At 31.2% G+C, this 25,470-nt stretch carries 21 protein-coding genes; 15 read left to right on the top strand and 6 right to left on the bottom strand.

Annotation, left to right across the window (positions count from 1 at the left end; all coding sequences use genetic code 11):
• Nucleotides 1–7 precede the first annotated feature (7 nt).
• The 6 genes from NMK29_RS15555 (at nt 8) to NMK29_RS15580 (ending at nt 8,599) form a co-directional block, all read left to right on the top strand.
• Nucleotides 8–3,817 (top strand): S-layer family protein, encoded by a 3,810-nt coding sequence (locus NMK29_RS15555; protein ID WP_234424201.1) that lies wholly within the window; start codon nt 8–10, stop codon nt 3,815–3,817.
• A 429-nt stretch (nt 3,818–4,246) separates the two neighbouring features.
• Nucleotides 4,247–5,428 carry a gliding motility-associated C-terminal domain-containing protein gene (locus NMK29_RS15560; RefSeq protein ID WP_108801815.1) on the top strand — a complete coding sequence of 394 codons (1,182 nt, stop codon included), beginning with the start codon at nt 4,247–4,249 and terminating at the stop codon, nt 5,426–5,428.
• A 369-nt stretch (nt 5,429–5,797) separates the two neighbouring features.
• Nucleotides 5,798–6,346: a ClpP family protease gene (locus tag NMK29_RS15565; protein ID WP_027395685.1), complete on the top strand. Its 549-nt coding sequence runs from the start codon at nt 5,798–5,800 to the stop codon at nt 6,344–6,346.
• Between the two features lie 49 nt (nt 6,347–6,395).
• Entirely contained in the window at nt 6,396–7,121 is a 726-nt protein-coding gene (locus NMK29_RS15570) for a M15 family metallopeptidase (protein ID WP_108801816.1), read from the top strand.
• Between the two features lie 54 nt (nt 7,122–7,175).
• Nucleotides 7,176–7,661, top strand: coding sequence for a CAP domain-containing protein (locus tag NMK29_RS15575; protein ID WP_108801817.1), 486 nt, complete (start codon nt 7,176–7,178; stop codon nt 7,659–7,661).
• Nucleotides 7,662–7,831: 170 nt separating this feature from the next.
• Nucleotides 7,832–8,599 carry a M48 family metalloprotease gene (locus tag NMK29_RS15580; RefSeq protein WP_108801818.1) on the top strand — a complete coding sequence of 256 codons (768 nt, stop codon included), beginning with the start codon at nt 7,832–7,834 and terminating at the stop codon, nt 8,597–8,599.
• Nucleotides 8,600–8,653: 54 nt separating this feature from the next.
• On the opposite strand, the gene NMK29_RS15585 is transcribed toward NMK29_RS15580, so the two are convergent.
• Nucleotides 8,654–9,034 carry an ankyrin repeat domain-containing protein gene (locus NMK29_RS15585; protein ID WP_108801819.1) on the bottom strand — a complete coding sequence of 127 codons (381 nt, stop codon included), beginning with the start codon at nt 9,032–9,034 and terminating at the stop codon, nt 8,654–8,656.
• Nucleotides 9,035–9,529: 495 nt separating this feature from the next.
• On the opposite strand from NMK29_RS15585, the gene gpmI reads away from it, so the two are divergent.
• The 3 genes from gpmI to NMK29_RS15600 all read left to right on the top strand — a co-directional run bounded on the left by gpmI (nt 9,530) and on the right by NMK29_RS15600 (nt 13,226).
• Nucleotides 9,530–11,050 carry a 2,3-bisphosphoglycerate-independent phosphoglycerate mutase gene (gene gpmI / locus NMK29_RS15590; protein WP_108802305.1) on the top strand — a complete coding sequence of 507 codons (1,521 nt, stop codon included), beginning with the start codon at nt 9,530–9,532 and terminating at the stop codon, nt 11,048–11,050.
• A gap of 490 nt (nt 11,051–11,540) precedes the next feature.
• Nucleotides 11,541–12,110, top strand: coding sequence for an RNA polymerase sigma factor (locus NMK29_RS15595; protein ID WP_108801820.1), 570 nt, complete (start codon nt 11,541–11,543; stop codon nt 12,108–12,110).
• 21 nt (nt 12,111–12,131) lie between these two features.
• Nucleotides 12,132–13,226, top strand: a complete 1,095-nt coding sequence (locus NMK29_RS15600; RefSeq protein ID WP_108801821.1) for a FecR family protein — start codon at nt 12,132–12,134, stop codon at nt 13,224–13,226.
• A gap of 536 nt (nt 13,227–13,762) precedes the next feature.
• On the opposite strand, the gene NMK29_RS15605 is transcribed toward NMK29_RS15600, so the two are convergent.
• Entirely contained in the window at nt 13,763–14,620 is an 858-nt protein-coding gene (locus tag NMK29_RS15605; protein WP_108801822.1) for a hypothetical protein, read from the bottom strand.
• Between the two features lie 324 nt (nt 14,621–14,944).
• On the opposite strand from NMK29_RS15605, the gene map reads away from it, so the two are divergent.
• The gene (gene map, locus NMK29_RS15610; RefSeq protein ID WP_108801823.1) at nt 14,945–15,763 is read left to right on the top strand and encodes a type I methionyl aminopeptidase; all 819 of its coding nucleotides are present in this window, start codon (nt 14,945–14,947) and stop codon (nt 15,761–15,763) included.
• A gap of 13 nt (nt 15,764–15,776) precedes the next feature.
• A complete protein-coding gene (locus tag NMK29_RS15615; protein WP_108801824.1) occupies nt 15,777–16,544 on the top strand; it encodes a class I SAM-dependent methyltransferase in 768 nt (255 codons plus the stop codon).
• A gap of 10 nt (nt 16,545–16,554) precedes the next feature.
• Here the strand turns inward: NMK29_RS15615 and NMK29_RS15620 are convergent, their stop codons facing one another.
• Entirely contained in the window at nt 16,555–17,154 is a 600-nt protein-coding gene (locus tag NMK29_RS15620; RefSeq protein WP_108801825.1) for an RNA polymerase sigma factor, read from the bottom strand.
• A gap of 415 nt (nt 17,155–17,569) precedes the next feature.
• Between NMK29_RS15620 and NMK29_RS15625 the strand changes: the two genes are divergently transcribed.
• The 4 genes from NMK29_RS15625 to NMK29_RS15640 are packed head-to-tail and all read left to right on the top strand — an operon-like array spanning nt 17,570 to nt 20,615.
• On the top strand, nt 17,570–17,992 hold the full coding sequence (locus NMK29_RS15625; RefSeq protein WP_108801826.1) for an ABA4-like family protein: 423 nt from the start codon (nt 17,570–17,572) through the stop codon (nt 17,990–17,992).
• The gene (locus tag NMK29_RS15630) at nt 17,989–18,789 is read left to right on the top strand and encodes a hypothetical protein (RefSeq protein ID WP_108801827.1); all 801 of its coding nucleotides are present in this window, start codon (nt 17,989–17,991) and stop codon (nt 18,787–18,789) included. The genes NMK29_RS15625 and NMK29_RS15630 overlap by 4 nt, the downstream gene beginning before the upstream one ends.
• Before the next feature lie 10 nt (nt 18,790–18,799).
• Nucleotides 18,800–19,882, top strand: a complete 1,083-nt coding sequence (locus NMK29_RS15635; RefSeq protein ID WP_108801828.1) for a sensor histidine kinase — start codon at nt 18,800–18,802, stop codon at nt 19,880–19,882.
• The gene (locus tag NMK29_RS15640) at nt 19,863–20,615 is read left to right on the top strand and encodes a LytTR family DNA-binding domain-containing protein (protein WP_108801829.1); all 753 of its coding nucleotides are present in this window, start codon (nt 19,863–19,865) and stop codon (nt 20,613–20,615) included. The genes NMK29_RS15635 and NMK29_RS15640 overlap by 20 nt, the downstream gene beginning before the upstream one ends.
• A 2-nt stretch (nt 20,616–20,617) precedes the next feature.
• On the opposite strand, the gene NMK29_RS15645 is transcribed toward NMK29_RS15640, so the two are convergent.
• From NMK29_RS15645 to NMK29_RS15655, 3 genes are all read right to left on the bottom strand, one after another.
• Nucleotides 20,618–21,541: an FAD:protein FMN transferase gene (locus NMK29_RS15645; RefSeq protein WP_234424202.1), complete on the bottom strand. Its 924-nt coding sequence runs from the start codon at nt 21,539–21,541 to the stop codon at nt 20,618–20,620.
• A 77-nt stretch (nt 21,542–21,618) separates the two neighbouring features.
• Nucleotides 21,619–21,996, bottom strand: a complete 378-nt coding sequence (locus tag NMK29_RS15650; RefSeq protein WP_108801831.1) for a Na(+)-translocating NADH-quinone reductase subunit F — start codon at nt 21,994–21,996, stop codon at nt 21,619–21,621.
• 34 nt (nt 21,997–22,030) lie between these two features.
• Entirely contained in the window at nt 22,031–25,462 is a 3,432-nt protein-coding gene (locus NMK29_RS15655; RefSeq protein ID WP_108801832.1) for a VIT domain-containing protein, read from the bottom strand.
• Nucleotides 25,463–25,470 lie beyond the last annotated feature (8 nt).

A 25,470-nucleotide genomic window follows, 5' to 3' on the forward strand; every position in this document is an offset into this window, starting at 1 on the left:
TTTTTATATGAAACTTATAAAATTATACAAAACTTTATCTAAATACCTAACTATTGGTATTATGATTGTGTATTTACTACCCTATACTTTATTTTCTCAAGAAACCTATAGAGATAATTTTAGTACAGTATCTTATGCCAACAATAACGGAAGTCAAAATTGGGCAGGAAACTGGATTGAAACAAATGACAATAACAGTCCAAATAACGGATTTATAAGAATAACTGGAGGAGATCTTAGATTTGATTGGTTGTTCGTAAACGATGAAAACATAAGAAGAACTGCTAATCTTACCGGAGCTTCTTCAGCAACTTTATCATTTGATTGGGAAACTAGCGGTCTAGATGGAGGTACCAATGGGGAAGAACTAAACATTCAAATATCCTCAGATGGTACAAACTTCACTGAAATAGGATCATTCACCGGAAGTCAGAATGGGACTTTTAACCAAGATATCTCCGGATTTATTTCTGCTAATACCACAATTAGATTTATTAATAATGGAGGTTGTGGTTTTTGTAATTGGGAAAATGGAGAATTTGCTTTAATTGATAATTTAGAAATATCAGCAGTTTTTGGCCCTATTGTTTCTGTTGTTGACTTGACAGTTAATGAAAATATAGGGATAGCAACTATTACTGCAAGACTTACTGGTGGTTCCATAGGTGGAGGATTTTCTGTAGATTATAATACTGTAGACAATACAGCTTTTGCAGATTCAGATTACGTTACATCTTCAGGTACTTTAAATTTTGCCGGAACCCTAAATGAAACGCAAACATTTACGGTACCAATTATTAATAATAGTTTTGGAGAAAACGACGAGACCTTTTTTATAAATCTTAGCAATATTAGCAATCCATCTGTAGGAATGGGAAATGGTACCATTACAATTACTGATGATGGCGACCCTGCCATTAATGATGATGTACCCTTAGCTTTATTTGATGAATTTAATGGATATTTTGATTATGCCTTAACAGCAGGTACGCTAAGAACTGAAGATGAAAGTGGTGATCCTTGTGCTATTACTACATCTTCTTCAAACACATTAACTACAACGATACTACCTGGATCTACTATAGAAAAAGCATATTTAACATGGGCGCATTCTAGCACGGCTGCCGATGATGTAGTCACTTTTGAAGGACAAACTGTAACTGCTGACGTTGTGAATACAGCTTTTGGTATTTATTATGGAATGGTAAGTGATGTTACATCTATAATTCAAAGTATTCCTAACCCTTCAACAAATACGTATGACTTTTCTGGACTTAGTATTGATACTACGGATGATAATTTCAGCTATTGTACTAGCACTGCTGTATTTGGTGGATGGGCATTATATATTTTCTATACAAACCCAACATTACCAGCCGTAACGATCAATATGTATAATGGTTTTGATGGTCAAGTAAATACTACTACAAACTACGCTTTAAGTGGCTTTTTTGCTATAGGATCTGCAGGTTCAAAAACTTCGGTTTTATCTTGGGAAGGAGACCCTCAACGAACAGGAAATGAAGTGATATCTATAACAACAACAGCAGGAACAACCAATCTTACTGGTGATGGTAATAATTCACCTCCTCTTGAAAGTGTATTCAACTCTACAATTTATGATGATACACCTATTCCTCCAGATCCCCCTATAAATAACACGTCTTTATTTGGTTTTGATCTTGACACTTATGATATTTCTTCTCTTATAACTACCGGAGAAACTACTGCTACCACAAATATTGAAACCGGTGGTGATTTTGTATTACTAAATTCTGTATTATTAAAAGTTCCTAGTAACCTAATCACTGGAACCGTTTTCGAAGATATTAATTATCCAGGAGGAACGGGAAGAGATCTTGCCACTTCATCTGGAGTAGGAATAGAAGGAGTTTTGGTAGAGTTGTACGATAATACAGACACTTTTATCGATTCTGATATTACAGATATAAACGGAGAATATAATATTGGTGGAATGGCTAACGGAACATATAGTTTAAGAGTGGTTAACAATACTGTACGTTCTTCTAGAGGCGGCGGATCTGCCTGTACAACTTGTTTACCTATACAAACGTTTAGATCTGACTATATACCTATTGCCGTTGGTTCTCCTAATACCCTTAGTTTTATTACTGACGAAATAGGTGGTGCTAATCCTGCAAACGAAGATGTTGCTGCTGGGACGATTACAAACGCGCAAACAATTTCTACTATAACAATTGAAAATGAAGGAGCTGTTGGTGTTGATTTTGGTTTCAATTTCAACAGTATAGTAAACACCAACTCTAGCGGTCAAGGCTCTCTAGGTCAATTTATAATTAATTCTAATAATCTTGACGAAACAGTATTAAACATTGAACCTAATAGTATATTTGATCCCGCAGCTGGAGAAGACACCTCTATATTTATGATACCTCCTACTGGAGATCCATTGGGAAGGGTCACGGATCCAAACTTTATTACTGGTTTTTTTGATATCAATTTACCAAACGCAGATCCACTTGATGATGTTACAGACGATTCAACTCATATAGATGGTAGAACCCAAACTGCTTACTCTGGTGACACAAATACAGGCACAATAGGATCAGGAGGAACTAACGTTGGTCTTTCAGCAACCATATTACCAAACTATGATTTACCAGAAATACAAGTCCGCAGTGATTTTGGTGATGTTATTCAATTGCAAGCATCGAATATTGTTGTAAGAAATTTAGCAGTATATGGTGGAAACAGAAGAGCTATACGACAAGATTCTGGAACGGGAAATCTAGTAATAGCAAACCTTTTAGGTGTTAATGCCCTAGGAGTTACTGGAACAGTTGGAGTTGGAAGTTATGTTGATGATGGCTTTGAAATTAATGGAGGACAAGTAACTCTTGACAGTAACTATATCTCCTCAAATACCGATTTTGGAATCTCCGTTAATGGAGGTACATCAACCTTAATACAAAATAATCATATTACCAATAATGGTTTTAGAAATTGTGAGTATAATATCAGAGTTGCTAATGGAAGTGGTGTATTAATACAAAATAATCTTATAAACAACTCGGCTGCAACAGGGATATTTGATAATCAAGGTAATGTAACAATTACCGAAAATACTATTACTACATCTGGTAGCAATAGTGGCGCTGGATGTACTGAACTTAGTGGTATCAATTTAGCGCAAAGTAATTCTTCTATTACTAATAACATTATTAATAATAATGCAGGAGCTGGTATTATATTAACTGGTGGAACCACATCTGGAAACCTAATCTCTCAAAATTCTATTTTTGCCAACGGTACGGTTGTCGATGCTCTAGGAATAGATATTGCGAATGATGGCGTAACTATTAATGATACAGGAGATACGGATGCAGGGCCGAATGGAAGTTTAAATTTTCCAGTTTTTGAATCTGTAACCATTTCCGGAACAACTTTAAAAATTACTGGTTGGTCACGCCCAGGTGCCATAATAGAAGTATACTTAACGGATATAAACCAAGGAACCGCTGCTGTTGGGGATAATCAATTAGGACTTAGTCTAGACTATGGTGAAGGTCAAACATATTTAGGTTCTGGTACTGAAGGAAGCGGTACAGATCTTGATACTACTATTTCGTTATATACAAATGCAGACGGAAACACTGATAACACCAATAGATTTAATATTAGTATACCATTAGGTACAACAATTCCTGTTGGAAGTATAGTTACTAGTACAGCAACAATATCAAATACTACCTCTGAATTTGGAAATCGAGCTATCGTTGGGGCGGCAACGGTTATTACTAATCGAAAAATCACGTATAGAGTAAGACCTAACTAAAATTAAGAAAATACAATTAGCTTAAAACGTAAACGCAGTATATTAGAAAACAGAATTCTTAGTAAAAAATCACCCATATTTAATTAAGAATTCAAACACTTAAATTAATTAATAATACTTAATCATCGTCATAATGAAGAATCTTCAAAACAAAGCCCATCTGATTTCTACCACAAGAATTAATATTTATTTTAACAACTGTATTTAAATAGGGGAATTAAATTACAAAGAGATACAAACCATAGTGGTTTGAAAATTCCCTTTGTGAAAAAATCTTACTAAAAATACAAAAACAACAATAATTTGCATTTTATCGTTATTAAACAGCATTTAATCGATAATATGTACCGAATTATGTTAATAAAAACGTGCGGATTCATTTTTTTTACATATATTCGCGTAACAAAACTACTTTAAAACCGTAATTTAATGTTACCCCAAAACACTAAGCTTACATATTTACTCCTAATTGGTTTATTAAATATACCCTTTACTATATTTTCTCAACTAACATTCCATAATTTCGGAAATGTGCAAATACATGACGAAGGTCAAGTAGGATTTCATCTCGATGTTATTAATGATGGTACTTTTGATCAGAATGTTGGATTTACTGGTTTCTATAACCAAAATAGTTTAACAATTTCTGGAAGTAATCGCCCAATTTTCCATGATATGGAAATCGATGTAATAGATGATTTATTTTTAGAAGTTCCGGTTGGAGTTAATAATTTTCAAGAATTTACTAACGGAAGAGTCTTTACCCCTAGAGATCAAATACAAGTTTCATTAGATTATATAAATGATGCACCGTACTTAGGAGAAAATAATGATCGTTATGTAGATGGATATGCTACAATCACTGGTCAATTAGATTTTTCTTTTCCAATCGGTGATGATTTCCGTCATAGACCGGCACGTATTGAAAATCAAGCCGCAACCAATACTGCAAGAGCCGCTTATTTCTTTGAAAACCCTAACTTCCCAAACTTTTTCCCAGACAACTTTGATACTAATAGCTTTGGAGATTTATTATATGGAATTAGTATTTTTGAATTTTGGGATGTAGACGGAGACGAAGAAACAAGAGTTACCTTAACCTGGGATACCAATAGTAATATTCCAACTTTAGTAAATGATTTATCTGATCTTAGAGTTGTGGGATGGGATCCTAATTTAGAACAATGGATTAATCTAGGAAACACTTTCATTACAGGAGATCTTGATAGTGGAGAAATCACTTCTGAATTAATAGTTCCTGATAATTTTGTAGCTTTAACTTTTGGTACCTCTAGTATTATATTAGATGGAGACTTAGAAATTTTCACTGCTGTTTCTCCAAATGGAGATGGTTTTAACGATACTTTTGTAATACAAGGATTAGTTCAATACCCGGATAACGAATTATTCGTTTATAATAGATGGGGGGTTTTAGTATACAATCGAAAAGCATACCATGAAGTTCAACAAACCTCAGAAGGATTTAATGGTATTTCTGAAGGTAGAGCTACGATTGCTAAAGGAGAAGAATTACCTGTAGGAACTTATTATTATGTTTTAAATATAGAAGGAACAAAGGATAGAGCTGGTTACCTTTACATAAATAGATAAATTCTAATCCTCAATTATTACTTCAATAACTAAGACGTAAATTGGGCTTTTTAATCCGAAGTTGTAAATAATACTTCACATTTGAGTATTTAGAAAATTAGATTACTATACCCCTTTCAAAACCTTATCAAACAACTTTTTTTTTGAAATAATAAATTCATTAATAGTAATAAGAGATTTCGCTAATAAAGAAATAGATTTCTAAAATCATGTTAAATATTAGATTCTTTAATAAAAGTATCAAATTTGTTATCTCATAAATCGTCATATTTTCCAAAATAATTATACTTTTAGCTATTGGTGTATATTTATATTTTATAAATACTGTATGCACTTAATTTTAGAAAAACAATTGTAAACTAATTACTGATGAAAGAAAAAGCTGGAAAAATCCAAGATATAATCGATAAAAAATTTTTAGAAGAGCGTAGTGTTTTTCTATGGGGGCAAGTAGATGACAAATCTGCTAAGCATGTCATTGACAGGCTTATGTATCTAGATATGATAAGTAATGATGAAATAAAATTATACATCAATAGTCCTGGTGGTTATGTAACATCTGGATTTGCCATGTATGATACTATAAAAGCTTTGAAAAGCCCTGTTTCTACAATCTGTACGGGACTAGCAGCATCCATGGGTTCCATTTTACTAAGTGTAGGAGAAAAAGGACGCAGGTTTATTCAACCTCATGCCAAGGTAATGATTCATCAACCAAGCGGCGGAGCTAGAGGACAAGCTTCCAATATAGAAATCCAAGCTACCGAGATTCTTAAAACTAAAGAATTAAGTGCTCAAATTCTTGGAGATAACTGTGGACAGGAGATTGAAAAAGTACTAAAAGATTTTAATCGAGATTATTGGATGGATGCCCAAGAATCTATTGAATATGGTATTGTTGATGGAATACTAGAATAATATAAATTAATAATTAAATACATCTATAAAAAACCAAGCCTATATCCATATGCTACGAAGAGATTTCATAAAAATTAGTGGATTAGGCCTCACTGCACTCTCATTATCTTCACTGAATATGATTCAATTAGAATTTACCAAAGATGATTTAATGGGAAAAAGTAATCCTGTTTTTTATGGAGACACTTATAAACTGAGAAAAGAAGCTCACGAAGCATTTTTAAAAATGAAAAATAAAGCTTCGGAAAGTGGTATTAAAATAAAAACCGTTTCGAGTTATCGAAACTATGCACATCAAAACAGAATCTGGGAACGTAAATATAAAAAATTTACTAAAGAGGGCTTATCCCCTATTAATGCCATAAAAAAAATAATAGAATATTCTACTATTCCCGGGACTTCACGTCATCATTGGGGTACAGATATTGATATCGTAGACGGAACACCTAAACAACCTAAAGGCCTTCTTCTAGAAGAAAACTTTCATGAAGAAGGTCCATTTTGTAAATTCAAGGAATGGATGGATATCCACGCCAATAGTTTTGGATTTTATCTCGTTTATACAAACAAAAAAGATAGAAAAGGTTTTAAATATGAACCTTGGCATTATTCCTATGCTCCTATATCTATACCCATGCTCAAATCTTATAAAAAACTGGATATAAAAAATGAATTACAGAATACTAACCTATTAGGTAGTAATTATTTTACAGTCGAGTTTATACAACAGTATATTACTGAAAATGTATTAGATATCAATCCTAAATTACTGTAAAACATACTAAAACATATTTCTTTCAGTTATACTAAAAAAAGCCCTATTATATCTATGAAAGTATTTTTTAAATTTTTCTTTACGGTATGTATCTCAACAATTATAGTTTCTTGTTCATCTGAGGATGATTCCACGAATTTAGATGTAAATACCGATGAACTTACTAATGAGACAAACATTTCTGATGATATACTTGTATTAGTAAATCAACATAGACAAAGTCTCGGATTATCAACATTATCAAAAAATGACACTGCAGAGCAACTTGCTATTGATCACACAAAATATATGATATCTATTGAAGAAATCAATCATGATAATTTTAATCAGCGAGGAAATATATTGGGAGATGAAGAGAATGCCACTGGAACAGCCGAAAACGTCGCTAGATTTTACACTGATGCTCAAAGTGTTGTTGATGGTTGGTTAAATAGTACAGGACATCGAGAAAACATAGAAGGTAATTATATGTATACTGGTATCTCCGCAATTAAAGACGAAAGTGGTAGATATTATTATACTCAACTTTTTTATCGTTAACCATCAATCAACTATGCTAATTAGCACTGTTCGTGTTTAAAAAACACGAATTTGAATCCCCTAGTAGTTGCTTACCAAAAAATGACCTCTTATACATTTATTTGGTAAGCAACTTTTATATTTAGTAACTTTAGAACTCCAAAACTTTTACTTTAACCAAAAAATAATTGATGAGACGCGGTGGATTAAAAATAAGAATATTAATAGGTCTTGCTATTGTGGCTTTTGCTTTTATCAAGAAATGTAACAACAAAACCCTCAATGAATATACGGATAGAGTTCAGAATATTAATATGACTACGGAACAGGAAATCGCTATTGGTCTCCAAAGCGAACCTGAAATGACTAGACAACACGGAGGACTATATCCAGATCAAAGACTTCAAAACTATGTTGATAATGTTGGAAACAAACTTGTCAATAATACAATGGCCAGAGAATCTGATTACCGATATGAATTTCATCTTCTAGCTGACCCCAATACTATTAATGCTTTTGCATTACCAGGTGGTCAAATATTCATTACCTACGCACTTTACTCAAAATTACAAAATGAAGATCAACTAGCTGGTGTACTAGGACATGAAATTGGACATGTTTTAGGAAGACATTCTGCAGAACGTATAGCAGAACACGAGTTTTGGAAAACAATTTCTACAGGAGCTTCTGTAGGTGCTGATGCTGGTGGACTTGTAAATGGGATAGGACAAAATGTTCTTTTAGGAAATGGTAGAGACGATGAATTAGAGAGCGATAAATTAGGAGTTTTATTTATGATAAATTCTGGTTATAATCCTCAAGAAATGATCGGAGTAATGGAAATTCTAAAAAATGCGGCTGGACCTAACCGTACTCCAGAATTTCAAAGTACACATCCTGACCCCGATAATCGTATTGAAAAAATTCAAGAAGCTATTAAAGAATATAGTGTGCAATAAAAACTTCGATTAGTAACTTACTAATCGAAGTTTTTCGGAATTTTAAAATTAAATTTAAGACATTTCTTTAAGAAGATCCATTGCTTCCTTAGCATTAGCTAATTCTGCAAATTTCAAAGCAGTATTACCTTGACTGTCTTTAGCCTCAAGATAAGCTCCTTTTCCAACTAATAACCTTATAATATCAACTCGATTATACCTAGCTGCATACATTAAAGGTGTTTTTCCATCCAATCTTAGATTTACATCACTCCCATCATCTATCATTTTTGCCACAGTATCAAGATCTCCTTTAATAACCGCCATAAAAAAAGGATCCACTTTATTAATAGTTAATTCATAATCCTTACTATCACTTACCTTTACTTTTTCTGAAGCAAAGTTTACAGGTATAATGAATAGAATCATTAATACTGCCATAATTGTTTTTCTCATAATGTTGTGAATTATTGAAGTTAGTATATTGATTTATTAATTTTTTAATAAAATAAAAGAGATAATAGTTTTTTATACACTTACCTAATTTACAGATTTTTAACCAATAATCAACTTAAAAATTTGATAATATTTTAAAAAATTAACGTTTTAGTCACGAATATTTAAATTTACAATTCCATAATTTATCAATTATTTACACATGTGAGTTGAAAAAATTATTGTTCATCTTACATAAATCAAAAATTCAATTATCATCATTAAAACCCAATCATTACTAAGAATTAGCTATTTTATGCCTTGTTCACTAAGATCTATTATTAGTTTCTCAAAAAAACATCCAAACATAACAATCTAAACCTTCAAAAATCAGAAATCAGTATCAACAGGTTTTTGTCTGCTTCTATTCTATATTGTAATTTAGCCTCTAATCAAAGTTGTCAGCAATCAGTTAAATAAGTGATTGAAAAACATCAAATCGTATATAGAAAAGAAATGAACAAAAAAGTAATCTTAATGATTCTGGATGGATGGGGAACATCGCCAGATCCTAAAGTTTCTGCAATCGATCATGCTAAGACTCCATTTATTGATAATTTATACACAAAATACCCTAACGCTTCCTTAAGAACTGATGGTTTACACGTAGGACTTCCTGATGGCCAAATGGGAAACAGTGAAGTAGGTCATATGAATCTTGGAGCAGGACGAATAGTATATCAAGATTTAGCCAAAATTAATATGGCTATCAAAAACGATACACTAAAAAATGAGCAAACTCTGATTGATGCTCTTAAATATGCTAAAGAAAACAATAAAAATGTTCATCTGTTAGGATTGGTTAGTGACGGAGGCGTTCATTCTCATATTAATCATATCAAAGGGTTATTGGATGTAGCAAATTCTGAAGGGTTAGAAAATGTTTTTTTACATGCTTTTACTGATGGTCGTGATGTAGATCCAAAATCTGGAATAAATCATATTAAGGAGATTAAAGATTATATGGAAACATCTACCGGAAAATTAGCATCTGTCGTTGGGCGATACTATGCAATGGACCGAGATAAAAGATGGGAACGTGTTAAACTAGCATATGATCTTCTGGTTAATGGAACAGGAACTCCAACTGATAATATTATTGAAAGTATTCGAAAAAATTATGATAACGATATCACTGATGAGTTTATTAAACCAATAGTAATAGAGGAAGAAGGAGCTCCTGTGACTACAATTAAACAGGATGATGTTGTTATATTCTTTAACTTTAGAACGGATCGCGGTCGTGAACTCACAGAAATGCTTTCTCAATCCGACATGCATGAATATAATACTCATAAGTTGCCTCTATATTACGTTACGATGACCAATTATGATGAGAATTTTAAAAATACTCATGTAATTTATGATAAAGACAACATCACAGAAACCTTAGGCGAAGTATTATCCAAAGCTGGAAAAAAACAGATTCGTATAGCAGAGACAGAAAAATATCCTCATGTTACATTTTTCTTTTCTGGAGGGCAAGAAGAACCATTTGAAGGTGAATCTAGAATTCTTAGAAACTCGCCAAAAGTTGCCACCTATGATCTTAAACCCGAAATGAGCGCATATGAACTAAAGGATGCATTAGTTCCTGAATTAGAAAAAGGTGAGACAGATTTTATCTGTCTAAATTTTGCTAATGGGGATATGGTAGGTCATACAGGAGTCATGGAAGCAGCAATAAAAGCTTGTGAAGCTGTTGATCAATGTGTAAAAAATGTTGTAACAAGTGGATTAGAAAATGGATATACTACTATATTAATCGCGGATCACGGTAATTGCGAAACTATGATTAATCCAGATGGATCTCCTCATACAGCGCATACAACAAATCCAGTTCCTGTTATATTAATTGATACTGATAGTATTGAAATAGAAGATGGTGTGTTAGGGGATATTGCACCTACAATATTGGATCTTATCGGTCTAGAACAACCAAAAGCAATGACACAAAAATCTTTATTGAAGAAATAGATAGTAAATACATAAAAAATATAAAGATGAGTTTAGTAAATCTTATACTCATCTTTATATTTTTTTTGCGTTATTATTTAACATTAAGTACATAAATTAAATATTTTAAATTAAATATTTTAAATTAAAATTAATATTGAATTTATCTTTTTAATGCATACGCCGATCCTTGTGCAAGATCTTTTAAAAAACTAATACATACGTTAAAGTTCATCTGAAAAAAAGGGTTTAAATACTTCATAACTAACTGATTTTTAAATTATAACACAAATCTATTCATTAATTATCTTCAAAATAGCATTTTTCGTTTAGTGAGTCTAAAACGTAGTTAAAATGTCAGTTATATAAGACCAAAGAAATTCGCATTCTAATTAACAAACATTTCATTTTAGTATCTTTAATATATTATTATAAATTTTATAATAATAGCACGCAGCGAAATCCTATATCCTCAGTTATGTTTTATGAGAGTAAGCACTAACCCTTATTCATGAATAAAGAAGAACAAGACAGACTGGTTAAAGCTTGTAAAAAGAATGACCGGAATGCTATGGAAAAAATATATAATACTTTTATGCCCAGGATGCTTGCGGTAAGTTTTCGCTATTGTAAAAATCAATCAGATGCAAAAGATATTGTACAAGAAGCATTTATTAAGGTTTTTAAAAACATAAAAAAATATAAACATAATGGTACATTAGGAAGTTGGATCGAAAGAATTGTAGTTAATTGTGCAATTGATGATTGGCATAAGAGAAAAAAAACAGTTCTAATAGATAATTCAGAATTAATAGAAGAAGGTGAAATACAAGAATTAGATGATTTTGAAAAAGATCACTTTTCCAAACAACTTTCTTCAGACAAATTAAGAACACTAATAAATGAACTCCCTGAACAATATAGATATGTATTAAACTTATATGCTATTGAAGGATATTCACATAAAGAAATAGGAAAGATATTGAAGATTAAAGAAAGTACATCTAGATCTAACTATACGAGAGCGAGAAAAAAGCTTTTAGAAAACATGAGAGCTATCGGAATAGAAAAATATCAATAATTATCTCTAAATGAGAAACAGATGAAAGAGGATAAAGACCTTTTAAAAGAGCTTTTGCAGACAAAATTTAAAGACGACATTATAGAATCGTCTAGAGATGGCTTTGATCTAATTTTTGATGCTGTACAAGAAAAATCCGATGACAAAAGTTTGTTTTATTGGTATACTGCCGGTTTCATAATTCTAATGATTATTGGCGTGTTTACCATATACTATTTTAAAAACAATAGAACTTCAAGCATTAATATAGAAACAACCAATACAGAAAATATTACTAAAAATGATAATAATAATCTGACAACTATAATTCATGATTCTATCTCAGAGAAAAAAGAAAAGAATATCACGCTCATTAGCAAGGATGAACCAACTATAATAGATCAATCTTCTAAGGAAACTGAAAATAAACAGATCGATGTAACCACCTTGGAGCCTGAGGATGAAATTATAGAAAAAGGTGTTATCACAGTAACATATACTGCTTCTGACAAGTATGCATTTACAGAAAGAACAAAATACAATACGCTACCAGATTCTAGTACGATTGTAGTAAGAAAAAATAGTAAGGTAAACTTTACAGCTACAAAACAAGGGTATCGCAGAGCTGATATTATTGGCACTGTATTTTTAAACATCAGAAAAGATGAATACAAGCCGTTCATTCTTTTTGGAAAACATGGTAAAGTACAAATTACTGGTAATTCTTTTGCTATGCATTCTGCCCCGGAAGCGGATTTAATGACTTTAATCCAAGGATCTGCAAAAATAGTTCATAATGAAACAAAAGAAGTAAAAATATTAGCTCCTGGGGAGAGTTTACGAATAGATGATAGAGGAATTTCAGTATTAGAAAAATCTCCGAATCGATTTGCGTGGAAAACTGGCAAATTATTTTATCAAAATACTACCATAAACGAAATCATTAATGACCTTGGAAATAATTACGATGCCAAAATCCTATTAAAAAACCGTAATATATTAGACTGTAGATATTCTGGATCTTTTAATAATGATAAGATCTCACAAATATTGAAAAAGCTAACAACATCTTTAAATCTTAAATTAACCAAAGAAGATGATGTATATATAATTACAGGAAAAGGATGTGCTAAATAAAGAGTTTGATACACCATCAACTGGCTAATTGGAATAAAATTTCAATATCGCAAAACCATATCTTCATAAAAATGCTCTAATTTAAAAAACACCTCCACCCAACTTTACAGAACTACTACGTAAATATTATTCATATATTAAAATTTCTTATTTAACTTTTAAAATTCAATAAATATTGATGTTTTATTGATTTTTGCAGGCCACCTCGACAATTAACTAAAAAAAACATAATAAATCATTCATATTCGAAGCAATTGAAAGATCGAATAGATCTTCTAATGTATAAACCAAATAAACTATAAAGGCCATATTTTTAATAGAAAATATGAACCTCTTTCACAAGGTTATAAAAAAGATATTCAATACACCTGTAAGACAGTTACTAAGCAGATATAGCAACTTCACGATAAAACTTTAATAGGATATATTTTTTCTAATCTAATCAATTAGTAATCTTATATTTCTTTTAAAACTAAATAAAAAAACCGCCTGCAAATAGTCTGCAGACGGTTTTTAGAATTTAACTAAACTATCTATTATAAATCAAAAACAATAGACTCTCCATTATCTCCTGTTAATGTGACCTCTCTATCACAAGCGCCATCTCCGAAATCAATATTAAAATTAACACCAAAACTACTGGTAAAATCCAAAGATCCTTGAACTGGATATCTCAAGAAATTTAATCTATTGAAACAAGCTACTTTATATACTAAAGGTTCATTTTCTACAGATTCTGATTTCATAAAGTATGTTTGGGTAATACCTTCTACTAAAGAAGATTCTTCTAAAATAACAACCTCATCTGCCGAGAATCGATTTTCAAATGTAAAATTTCTATTTGTTGTATACCGATAAGAATCACCATTAGGTTCAGTAATTACTCCATCAATAACAACATCAAAAACCTTCGTTGTTTCTGTGCTTAATGTTGAATTTTGTTCCGCAACTCTATAACCGTCAAATGTATAACCTTCATGTCCTCTAACATTTTTAAATACTGTAGAATCCTTCCATTGCTCGTTAAACACTCCAGCTACATAGTATTCTAATTTACCACTCCAATCATCAAATTGGCATTGTTCTTCTCTATAATCCAAAATCATTTTACTATAATAATCATACCCCTCAAAACCTGGTAATGAAGCCTCTTCGTTAGACACCAATAATTCTATAGACACACAACTGCTTTTAGAATTCCTAGAAGAACTCTGCACCTCATTAAAAGCCGATTCAGAAATTAAATCAAAACTGTCCATCGCTCCATCCAAACTATGATACATTTCAAAATTTTCTTTATCGCTATTCTGGATAGATACCGTATCATCCATATCCTCTACGGCACAACTTACCATTAACCCTAATCCTGCTATACAAATCAATAATTTTTTCATGGTTTACTTTTTTAAATGAATATTATAATGTGTTTTCTATCTATTAAACCTGAAAAAGTAAAAACGCTGCGTATTTTTTTATTTTTTTTTGATGCACTTCCTAATTATCAGCAAAAAACTCAGGTAAAACAGGGTTTTTCAGGACAATATTTTTTTTATAAAAAAGTATATTTCATATAAAATTAATCCTATTTTAATTTAAAAATTCAATAAAATCATCATCCTAAGAGCACTAAAAAGAGAATTCTTATCGGAGATTAAAACTTGATCAATTGACTGAATCCTAATATTCTTTGTAAATTTGCCATCCTTAATGAGGATACTATGATCATTACTAAAACACGTGAAGAAATTGAATTAATGCGCGAGAGTGCTCTAATTGTCTCTAAAACGCTTGGAATGCTTGCTCCAGAAGTTAAACCAGGAGTAACTACACTTCAATTAGATAAACTAGCAGAAGAGTTTATTAGAGATCATGGAGCCATTCCCGGATTTTTAGGATTATATGATTTTCCTAACACTTTATGTATGAGTCCAAATGCTCAGGTAGTACATGGTATTCCTAATAATACTCCATTAGAAGAAGGAGACATCATCTCCATAGATTGCGGAGCCATTAAAAATGAATTTTACGGGGATCACGCATATACTTTTCCAGTAGGAGAAATAGCTCCAGAAGTTGAACACTTACTCAAGATTACCAAAGAGTCATTATATAAAGGTATTGCCGAATTAAAAGTTGGAAAACGTGTTGGTGATGTTGGATATGCAATTCAGAAATTTACAGAAGAAGCAGGATATGGTGTGGTGAGAGAATTAGTGGGGCACGGATTAGGGCGTAAAATGCATGAGGATCCAGAAATGCCTAATTACGGTCGCCGTGGAAGAGGTAAAAAACTTGTAGAAGGAATGGTCGTGGCAATAGAGCCTATGACTAATATGGGCACACACCGTATAAAGCAATTAAGAGATGGTTGGACAATACTAACTGCAGATGGTAAACCAAGCGCTCATTTTGAACATGATGTAGCTATTATAGACGGTAAGCCCGAAATTCTTTCTACGTTTAAATATATTTATCAGGCATTAGGTATAGAATCTGATGAAGAAGATGCATTTAGACAAGAATTATTAGCGGTTTAGTTTTTTTCAAAACATGAAAAAACTCTTCAAGTTTATATTAAACACAATTCCTAGGCCTTTATTAATTCGTTTGAGTTATGCTGTAAGACCTATAATCTCTATATTCCTTAAAGGAAATACTTTTACAGATCCTATCGATGGAAAAAGTTTTTCTAAATTTTTACCCTATGGATATGGAAATCAAAGAGACAATGTTCTTTCACCTTCTACCCTATCTTTAGAACGTCATCGATTACTTTGGTTGTATTTAAAAAATGAAACTGATTTTTTCACTGCTAAAGCTAAAGTATTACATTTTGCTCCTGAACAGGCTTTTTATAAAAAGTTTAGACATTTAAAAAACTTGGAGTATAACACTACCGATCTTAACTCTCCATTAGCAGATGTAAAAGCAGATATTTGTGACCTCCCATTTGATAGTAATCAATATGATATCATATTTTGTAATCATGTTTTAGAACACATTCCTGATGACACTAAGGCAATGCAAGAATTATTAAGAGTTCTAAAACCTGGAGGTATGGCTATTCTTCAAATTCCGCAAGATCTTAATAGAGCAACTACTTTTGAAGATAACACTATTATTGACCCAAAAAAACGTGCCCAAATTTTTGGTCAATATGATCATGTAAGAGTCTACGGAAGAGATTACTTTGATAAACTGCGTTCTATTGGTTTTAAGGTTAATGAGGTTGATTACACAAATGAATTATCTAAAGAAGAAGTAATCAAATACTGTCTAGCTCCCGGAGAAATACTTCCCGTTTGCTATAAGGCGTAAAAAATATTCATCAAGAAACATCTTTTTTTATATCAGATTTTTTATCACTACCAAGTTCAGAATATAACGGATCTTTAGCTATCAATTCCATTAGGTGTTTTTTACATTCAAATTTTCGCTTCCTTACATATCCTTCAGTATAATTCGTTAATTGAGCGATTTCTTTCATACTCTTTCCATCAAAAAATAAAAATAATAGATCTTTACATTTACAATTAAGATTTAAGAGATATTTTCTATATAGTGATTCACGGTCTCTTTGCTCTATATTATCTATTATAGAAAAGTTTGTATCCGACACAAAATCAGTTATCCTTCCACAACAAGAAACTTTTTTTAACTTATTTAACCTTCTCATCCAAATATTTTTAGAAATACCATAAAAATATGTATGTATAGAATAGTCGAGCACTAAAGAATCATTTTTTATTTTTTGATACAGAATAACAAGAGCATCCTGAAATATATCTTCAGCATCTTTTTCTGTTCCAGAATTTTTGATAATAAAACTTTTTATTATGATAAAATTTCTTTTATAAAAATCTTTTAAGATTTTATTATTACCATGTAATATCCCGTTGAAAATTTTAATCTCATCATTGTACCCCATATTGATGATATAAGTTTAGTTAGTTTTTTATAGATAATACCTGTAACAACTTTTGTTCCATTTTTATATAAGAAGCTATAATGTTTTAGAAACTTCGTAATGTTATAAAACGGTAGATATTACCTATTAAAACTGAAGTTAATTAGGATCTAAAAAAATTAAAAGTCTAAATGAGAGAACACCCACTCTCAATGAGTAAAAGTGCCTATTCATTTTCTCTATGTAACATTTTGATTGTTATAGTATCAATTTAAATTTCTTTCATACTTCCCAATGTTAGGTTATGAATTAACTACCTATGTTACAATTCAACTTAAAATGACGACGATTGAAAATTAAATCATTTCATTTCCTTCTTAATTTCTAGATATTCGAGTCATCATTTAATAAGGCTATTAACTAAAACTAAACAGATATGACTACCGCAGATACTTTTTCTATAGCTAATATGATTGCTATGCCAATGTGGGTACTAATGATACTACTACCTAAATGGAAAATAACCAGGTTCTTAATTGACTTCAAAATAATTCCCATAGCACTCTCCCTGATTTACGCCTTTTATATTTTTCAGGCAATACAAATTGGTGGAGGCATGGATTTCGGAAGTTTAGCTTCCGTGATGGCCTTATTTACCGAAGAAAACGCAGTACTCGCTGGTTGGGTACATTATCTAGCTTTTGATCTAATGGTAGGTATGTGGATACTAGATCAAAATAAAAAGATTGGAATACATCAACTGCTAATAGCACCTTGTCTTTTTGCAACATTTATGTTAGGACCAATTGGACTTCTACTCTTCTTAATCATCAAATCAATCAAACAAAATAAATCATGAAACATCTAAATCAAATATTCAAAGAAGTAAAAAAAGAAAACCTCATATTATATTGGGCAGTCATCATATACTTTATAACCGCAATTTTTTGTCTATCCGGAGTTTTAATTGATGACAGAACCCTAATGGGAGTGAATGTGTGGATCAAACCTTTAAAATTTTCCATCTCCATTGGTATCTATACCCTAACAGTTGGATATTTGATAACACTATATCCATATTCTAAAAGGAAAAAAAACATTATAAACAATCTAGTTGTTTGGACACTATTAATTGAACTAGCAATCATTGTATATCAGGGTTCAAGAGGAGTACGTTCCCATTATAACGAAGAGACCTTATTTGATGGAATGTTATTCCTAGCAATGGGATTATTAATAGGAATCAATATATTAATAATGATATTGTTCATTATTGACACTTTACGATTAAAGTTAAATACTCCCAGATCTATTCAATATGCTATTCTGATGGGTTGGTTAATTGTATTTTTCGGAAGTTGGATAGGTGGTCAAATGATTTCGCAGATGGCTCATAATGTTGGTGCAGCAGATGGTGGCGCTGGTCTTCCATTAGTCAATTGGAGTACTATAAGTGGAGATCTTAGAGTAGCACATTTTTTTGGATTGCACGGTATACAAATAATTCCGTTATTCGCATTATGGCTGTCTAAAAAATGGACTGTTTCTAATAAAAAACAAATCATCACAGTACTTATCTTTGGATTGCTATACGCTGGATGGATTGGGTTTACTTTTTATCAAGCCAAGCAAGGTATACCATTACTTAAACTATAATTAAACCAACATGCTAATTAATAAAAAGAAGCGCATAAAATACTTAGGTTTTGATGACTTTTGGTTTATTATCATCGGAATTTTAATCCTTAGTTTTATTACGGATTACCTATTTAGCAATTCTTTCGTTCGGCTTCCTTTTGGTAAGGCAATTATTAGTTGGAGTGTATCCCTTTTCTTTTCCACCTGTGATTGGTTTATCATTCGCGCCATCATGATTCTTTTACGAAAAAGACTCCCCGATTTTAAAGATAATTCGAAGCGTATCTTTTTGTTCTTTATTGCTATTGTGAGTACGGTTTTTCTAGTTGATGTATTCGGCAATATGGTATTATCTTTTATTTGGGGATTAAACTACAATCCTTTATCAAGAGCTAAAGTATTAGTTCCAGTAATTTTGATTAGCACTATGACTATGGCGATATATGAGGCTATCTATTTTTATGTAAGACTAAAAAAATCTATAAGAGATGAGGAACAAGCAAAACAAATGATAGTGCAGGCACAATTGGATACACTTAGAAATCAAGCTCAGCCACATTTTTTATTTAACACTTTAAATACTCTTAGAGATATCATTGATCAAAACTCTAAAGAAGATGCTAAGGAATTTGTAGATAAATTAGCTGATGTCTATAGATTTATATTAGAATCTGGGAATGCAAATTTGACATTATTAAAAAATGAATTAAAATTCGCCAGATCATATATCCACATACAGTCAGAAAGGTTTGGGGAAAACCTAACAGTGTATTGGGATATTCCAGAAGCCTCATTAAATATGATGATAGTACCGATGAGCCTTCAACTTTTATTAGAAAACGCAATAAAGCATAATGTAATTTCTAAATCAAAGCCACTCATCATATCAGTAAAAGTTGAGAACAACTCTTTATATATAACAAATAAGATTCAACCAAAATCTACTAAAGTACCATCCACCAAAGTTGGGTTAAAAAACATTGAAAAACGATATGGGTTAATCTCTAATGAACCTATTGAAATAAAAAACGATGGAAACCATTTTATTGTTTCCCTTCCATTATTAAAATCATCTGATCAAAAAAACAATTATGCAGATACTGATTATTGAAGATGAACCACGAGCAGCCAACCAACTGCAAAATAAGCTGAAAGCTGAAAAATTTAATTATGAATTATTAGACATCATTGATACTGTAGAAGATGCAGTACTATGGTTTCATAAAAATAAATCACCCGACTTAGTATTTATGGATATTCAGTTAGCTGATGGATTAAGTTTTGAAATTTTTCAAAAAATAGATATTGATGCACCTATCATATTTACTACAGCCTTTGATCAATATGCTATCCAAGCATTTAAGGTTAACAGCATAGATTACCTGTTAAAACCAATCCAACAAGAAGAATTAAATCACGCATTGGATAAGTTTAAAAAATCTAACAAGCAACCTATAGTTGATCCATTGATCTTAAAAAAACTTCTTGGCAGTATACAAACTACTAATAAAAGAGAAGGTATATTAGTTAAAGAAGGAAATGGTTTTACGCAAATTAAAATAGCCGATCTATTATATTTTTATTCTCAGGAGAGTATCACTTTTGGTGTCACTCTGGATAAAAGATTTATTATTGATGAGACTATGGATCAATTATTTAGTTCATTAGACACGAATCAATTCTATAGAATTAATCGTGGTCAAATTATCTCTAAAAATTCAATTCAGAAGATAGACTCCTATTTCAACCATCGGGTTAAATTAGGAATTCTAAATCCAAGAGATCAGGATTTTATTGTAAGTAGACAAAAAACTAGTGATTTTAAAAACTGGTTAAATAGTTAAATTTAGTTTTCAGGAAAACTATTCAGGTTAAGTGTTTTCAATTCTTTATGATCATCTTCATAAATAAAGTATACTTTTAGCTTAGGGTGAGTTTTTAAAAACGCTATAGATTCTTCTAAACCCATGGACATTAATGCTGTAGCATATGCATCAGCGTCCATACATTTTTCTGTTAATACGGAAACACTTAATAGATTAGATTTATGAGGATATCCTGTTTTTGTATCTATAATATGAGCATATCTGTTTCCGTATTCATCAACCTTAAATTTGCGATAACTACCAGAAGTTGCCATTGCTTCATCCTCTAAATAAATAACTTTACTATAAGATTGCGTTTGATCAAAATTAGGATCTTCGACTCCTATTTTCCAAGATTGTTCTTTAATTAAATTACTTCCTTTTCCCCTGATCTCACCTCCTATTTCAACCAGATAGTTTTCTATTTTTTTTGATTCTAAAAAATCTGCAAATACATCCACCGCATACCCTTTTGCTAATGCATTAAAATCAATAAAAGTATTCTTATGTTGTTTTATAACCTTATCCTTTTGTAAAGTAACTTTATCCAACCCAACAGAAACCAATAAACTATCTATTTTAATGCTATCTAATGCTACTATTTTACCTTCTGGTCCAAAATCCCACGCATTTACTAAAACTCCAATAGTAGGATCAAAAACTCCATTTGTTTCTTTATAAATTCTTTTAGATGCTTTAAATACAGTTTGGAAATGATCATCAATAGTAACTGTCGCATCTCCTTGATTAATTCTAGAAATATCAGAATCATTTTGATAGGTAGACATAGAAGTATTGATAACCGTTACTATACTATCATATGATTTTGATAGATCTATTTTTTTTGAATCAATAAACTGAACCGAAAAGGTAGTTCCAAATGCATTTCCGTTGGTATAATTCAAATGCTGTTCTGGTTCCTTATTGCATGAAAACAAGCATATCACTAAAAGTAAAAAAAGGAAATTACGAATCATGTTATTTAATTGAGATGAGTTTCTATTACTTGTAATCCAGCATATTCCATTGCATATGCTTCATTTAAGAAAACAGGTTTATTTGGGTTTTCGGAATTTTGTAATCCCACACCCGCATAAAAAACCTTAGCTTCTTGTTCTCTGGCGTGCTTTTTAAACGCTTCCATCCAAACCATATCATAATTATGCGGATTATCTGGATAAGATATAGCCTTTACAATTACAAAATATCGTTGATTCGATGTATCAATACATACAAACTGTGGATGTTTCCCTAACTTACTATTAATAGCAATAAACTCGAAACCCTTTTTTTCCAATTCTTCTCCAACAATATTCATTGCTAGATTATGAAGTTCTTGTTTGGTTAAAATCCTACTCATAGAAGGACAAAGATAGTACTATTAAGGTGTTTTCTTAAAATTTTAAACTTCCAATCTCAATTTCTGCCTCTTGTTTACCCAACCTTACAATACTTACTTTTTTTGATTCGTTTTTCTTTCCATAATTCGTAAACATAGTTACTTTTAAAATCGTTGGACCGGATATTTTTTGCACATTATCGGCATAATAATCAATCATTACTTTATAGTTCCCTTTTATAGCTTTTTTAAGCATATATTCTTCTGGACCGTACCCTTCAGTCATATCTTCGGATAATCTACCTCCTATTTCTGTTTCTTTATTGCTATAATACCCCTTTTCTTCATTTGGATCTATAACCCATAAATCAATATCTGTATCATTATGATTCCAATCAATTACTACTCTTACATCTACCGGAATTTCTTTAAACACCTTTTCTACCGATTTTGGTAGTTTAAGTTTCTTTTTATACTTATATACCAATCTATTGAGTTCTACATAAGCCAATTGTTCAATTCCCAAAAAACGTTCATCTTCATCTTTTTCTAACAAATCCCCATTATGAATTTTATATAAGAGATCAAAACTCTTTTGAAACTCACCGATACTTTCATAAACCAAAGCTAGGTCTCTATAGGATTGCGGCTCTTCTGGTCTCAATTCTAATATTTTCTCATATACAAAGACAGCCAGTTCATTTTGTTCAAAATATTCTAATTTATAAGCCAATGCTCTCATTAATTCATGATTATCCAAGTCTTTTTCAATCAGATTAGTTAATATCTTGATTGCTATCTCAGGAGCTTCTCTTTCATCAAAAAAGTCGGCTACATCAAGGTAAAATGAAGGAGTATTGGCATATTGACTTCTAATCTCTAAATATTTAGCATATGCTAAATCAACAGTCTCTTCTTTTGCTAACTTCGCTAGATAAGGAGCTTCAGGATTCCAAGACTTTAATTCTATTTTTTCTGAAATTTTTTGATTTAACTGTTCAATTTTTTCTAAGTTATTTTTCTTCCCTTCTTTTGTAGTAATAACAATAATACCATTATTCCCCGCAGAACCATACAATGCTTCTCCTGCTGCTTCTTTTAAAACCTGCATAGATTCTATTTGATTAGGCAGTAATTCATTCGTTGGGTTTCCCTGAACAGGTACACCATCAACTATATAAAGAGGTTTAGAATTTGAAGTAATTGAGGATACACCTCTAACTACTACAGATGAATTTGTTCCTGGTTGCGAATTATCCACCTGAACTCCAGCAACAGCTTCAGAAAATGATTGATTTGTAACAGTAACGACTGATGCTGTCATCGATTTTCGTTTCTGAGCGCCATAACCAATCACCACTACTTCTTCTAACTGCGATGCATCTTCCTCTAACTTAATTTGTAGGTTACTCGAATTGGTAGTAGCAATTTTTTTAGAAGCAAATCCAACATATGATATATTTAATTCTTGTGTGACTTCAGCATTAATTCTGAAATTTCCATCAAAATCTGTTTGAGTACCATTATTAGTTTCTTCTACCCATACATTTACTCCTGGCAATGGCAAACCCTTGTCGTCAGTAATCACACCAGATACAATTCTTTTTGTTACGTCAATTCTATTTCTACTCGTTTCTATTGATACGCTTGTCTCATCAGTTGTCGGTTCTCGGGAGGTATCAATACTAGTGTCTTGTTGTGTACTTTGATTATTACTTGTATTTCTATTATTAATTTGATTTTTGGGCTTTTGTACTTTCTTCGGAAATTGTGTTATGTACCACGTCCATAAATCTTCATAATCTTCAAACAAATCTGCTCGTCTCTCTTCAATTTTTCCCTTTTTATATAATTCTTCTTCCTCAATATTCACAATCCATTCTTTATAGTCAGCTTTTAACTCTTGTGGAGGTTCTATACGGTATTTAACATAATCTTCTATTCTATCTAAAATTAACATAGAAGTGTATTCTGTGACTAATTTATATTGTTTTGCTAAAGAGATAATTTTTCCCCTATTCTCTTTTTTATTTTTATTTAAAAATGTGAGTTTTTGTTTTGCCCATAGTCTTCTTATGGTCTTATCTTCTGTTTCAGGAGATATGAAAATTTTAAATTCTTCTGTTACTTTATTCCCATATCCAAAAAGTAATTTGACTGTAGTATTTTCTTTAAACTTTCCGGTTAAAGAAAAATCAGATAGCACATTTATATTTTGATTCGGATATACCTCTTCTACCATACCATTCTTGGTTATTCCTAAAAACTGATAGGTTTCATGTTTTAAAATTTCCAAAGCATTCTTAGCAGAAAATCTAGTAAGGTTTATATAATTACCTCCTGAAGTTGTTGCAATTTCATTCATAAATTCGTGATCCCCAGAAACAGAAGAATTTACAGTATAAATACTTCTATTAATCTTCTTTGTAAAACCGCCTAGATTGATTAACCCATCGGTAAAAAACAAAACTTCTTCAGATCTTATTTTCATATTATCTAAGAAACCCAAAGAAGTACCTCCATCATATGCTAGTCCTTCTATCTGCTCTTTTAAAATAGACCAATTTCCATTAGCAATCCCGAACTCTTTAGTGTTATGCATTGAGTTACTAAAAGATATAAATTCCACTTTTACATTTTGTAAATAATTAAAATACAAATCCAACAGTTCTAGTTCTTTTTTAATTTTCCTATGATTATTAGAAAATGAAGAGTCCCATAAAATTGTAATACTGTTTGGTTTTTCCTTTAATCTGGAATTGGGCTTTAACTGTTGATTAATATAGAAAAAATCATCATAAGTAATTACTTGTCTTGAACCTACATTTTTAGGAATATCAATAATAATTGAAGAAGAAGCTATATAGTTCTTTTTACTTATTAATGCCTTGTATTTATTACCCTCCTGATGAAAAACTATATCATCATTATTTGTCTGCGGCTTTTCATCTCCATAAACAGCTATATCAATCAAAAATTCATCAAGAGTATCTGTGAAACTAAGAGGCAATTCGTAAAGCTTAGAATTATTCTTGCTGTACAATTCTTGTTCATAAGTAATCACAATATTCTTATACTTTTTTGGTAAAATCGGATAAATTCTAGCTTTATAATTATTTCCTTGTGTCTTTTCCAAAAGACCAGGATCGATATTTTGTCTTACAGTACTTTCATAAGCAACTCGTGCCAATTCTTTTTCTACAATAACCGCTTCTCTCATTTTATCATTGACATCCATAGTAAATCCAGATACTGATTGTCCCTGCCCCAAAGGAAATACCAATTCACCCTCCAACGTCCTATCCAATTCGTTATAGAATTTCATATCGTATGTAGTAGTAGCAAAATTTCCAACAATTTTTACATCTACCTTTAAAACAGAAAGTCTCAACTCAGTAGAATCTTTTAATTGAATAACAGGAGCTTCCTGACTTAGTAATTTTGTTAAAGAAACAAGAAACGTAAATAGTATTAATGATTTTTTCATGATTGGTT

The sequence above is a fragment of the Aquimarina sp. Aq107 genome (genome assembly GCF_943733665.1).
Lineage (GTDB): Bacteria > Bacteroidota > Bacteroidia > Flavobacteriales > Flavobacteriaceae > Aquimarina.

What these genes read in the sequence shown, in the direction of transcription:
- NMK29_RS15650 (WP_108801831.1), bottom strand. Translation starts at nt 21,996, where the DNA reads ATGAGTAGGATTTTAACCAAACAAGAACTTCATAATCTAGCAATGAAT.
- map (WP_108801823.1), top strand. Translation starts at nt 14,945, where the DNA reads ATGATCATTACTAAAACACGTGAAGAAATTGAATTAATGCGCGAGAGT.
- NMK29_RS15560 (WP_108801815.1), top strand. Translation starts at nt 4,247, where the DNA reads ATGTTACCCCAAAACACTAAGCTTACATATTTACTCCTAATTGGTTTA.
- NMK29_RS15555 (WP_234424201.1), top strand. Translation starts at nt 8, where the DNA reads ATGAAACTTATAAAATTATACAAAACTTTATCTAAATACCTAACTATT.
- NMK29_RS15565 (WP_027395685.1), top strand. Translation starts at nt 5,798, where the DNA reads ATGAAAGAAAAAGCTGGAAAAATCCAAGATATAATCGATAAAAAATTT.
- NMK29_RS15600 (WP_108801821.1), top strand. Translation starts at nt 12,132, where the DNA reads ATGAAAGAGGATAAAGACCTTTTAAAAGAGCTTTTGCAGACAAAATTT.
- NMK29_RS15580 (WP_108801818.1), top strand. Translation starts at nt 7,832, where the DNA reads ATGAGACGCGGTGGATTAAAAATAAGAATATTAATAGGTCTTGCTATT.
- NMK29_RS15630 (WP_108801827.1), top strand. Translation starts at nt 17,989, where the DNA reads ATGAAACATCTAAATCAAATATTCAAAGAAGTAAAAAAAGAAAACCTC.
- NMK29_RS15615 (WP_108801824.1), top strand. Translation starts at nt 15,777, where the DNA reads ATGAAAAAACTCTTCAAGTTTATATTAAACACAATTCCTAGGCCTTTA.
- NMK29_RS15655 (WP_108801832.1), bottom strand. Translation starts at nt 25,462, where the DNA reads ATGAAAAAATCATTAATACTATTTACGTTTCTTGTTTCTTTAACAAAA.
- NMK29_RS15640 (WP_108801829.1), top strand. Translation starts at nt 19,863, where the DNA reads ATGCAGATACTGATTATTGAAGATGAACCACGAGCAGCCAACCAACTG.
- NMK29_RS15595 (WP_108801820.1), top strand. Translation starts at nt 11,541, where the DNA reads ATGAATAAAGAAGAACAAGACAGACTGGTTAAAGCTTGTAAAAAGAAT.
- gpmI (WP_108802305.1), top strand. Translation starts at nt 9,530, where the DNA reads ATGAACAAAAAAGTAATCTTAATGATTCTGGATGGATGGGGAACATCG.
- NMK29_RS15635 (WP_108801828.1), top strand. Translation starts at nt 18,800, where the DNA reads ATGCTAATTAATAAAAAGAAGCGCATAAAATACTTAGGTTTTGATGAC.
- NMK29_RS15625 (WP_108801826.1), top strand. Translation starts at nt 17,570, where the DNA reads ATGACTACCGCAGATACTTTTTCTATAGCTAATATGATTGCTATGCCA.
- NMK29_RS15570 (WP_108801816.1), top strand. Translation starts at nt 6,396, where the DNA reads ATGCTACGAAGAGATTTCATAAAAATTAGTGGATTAGGCCTCACTGCA.
- NMK29_RS15575 (WP_108801817.1), top strand. Translation starts at nt 7,176, where the DNA reads ATGAAAGTATTTTTTAAATTTTTCTTTACGGTATGTATCTCAACAATT.
- NMK29_RS15585 (WP_108801819.1), bottom strand. Translation starts at nt 9,034, where the DNA reads ATGAGAAAAACAATTATGGCAGTATTAATGATTCTATTCATTATACCT.
- NMK29_RS15620 (WP_108801825.1), bottom strand. Translation starts at nt 17,154, where the DNA reads ATGGGGTACAATGATGAGATTAAAATTTTCAACGGGATATTACATGGT.
- NMK29_RS15605 (WP_108801822.1), bottom strand. Translation starts at nt 14,620, where the DNA reads ATGAAAAAATTATTGATTTGTATAGCAGGATTAGGGTTAATGGTAAGT.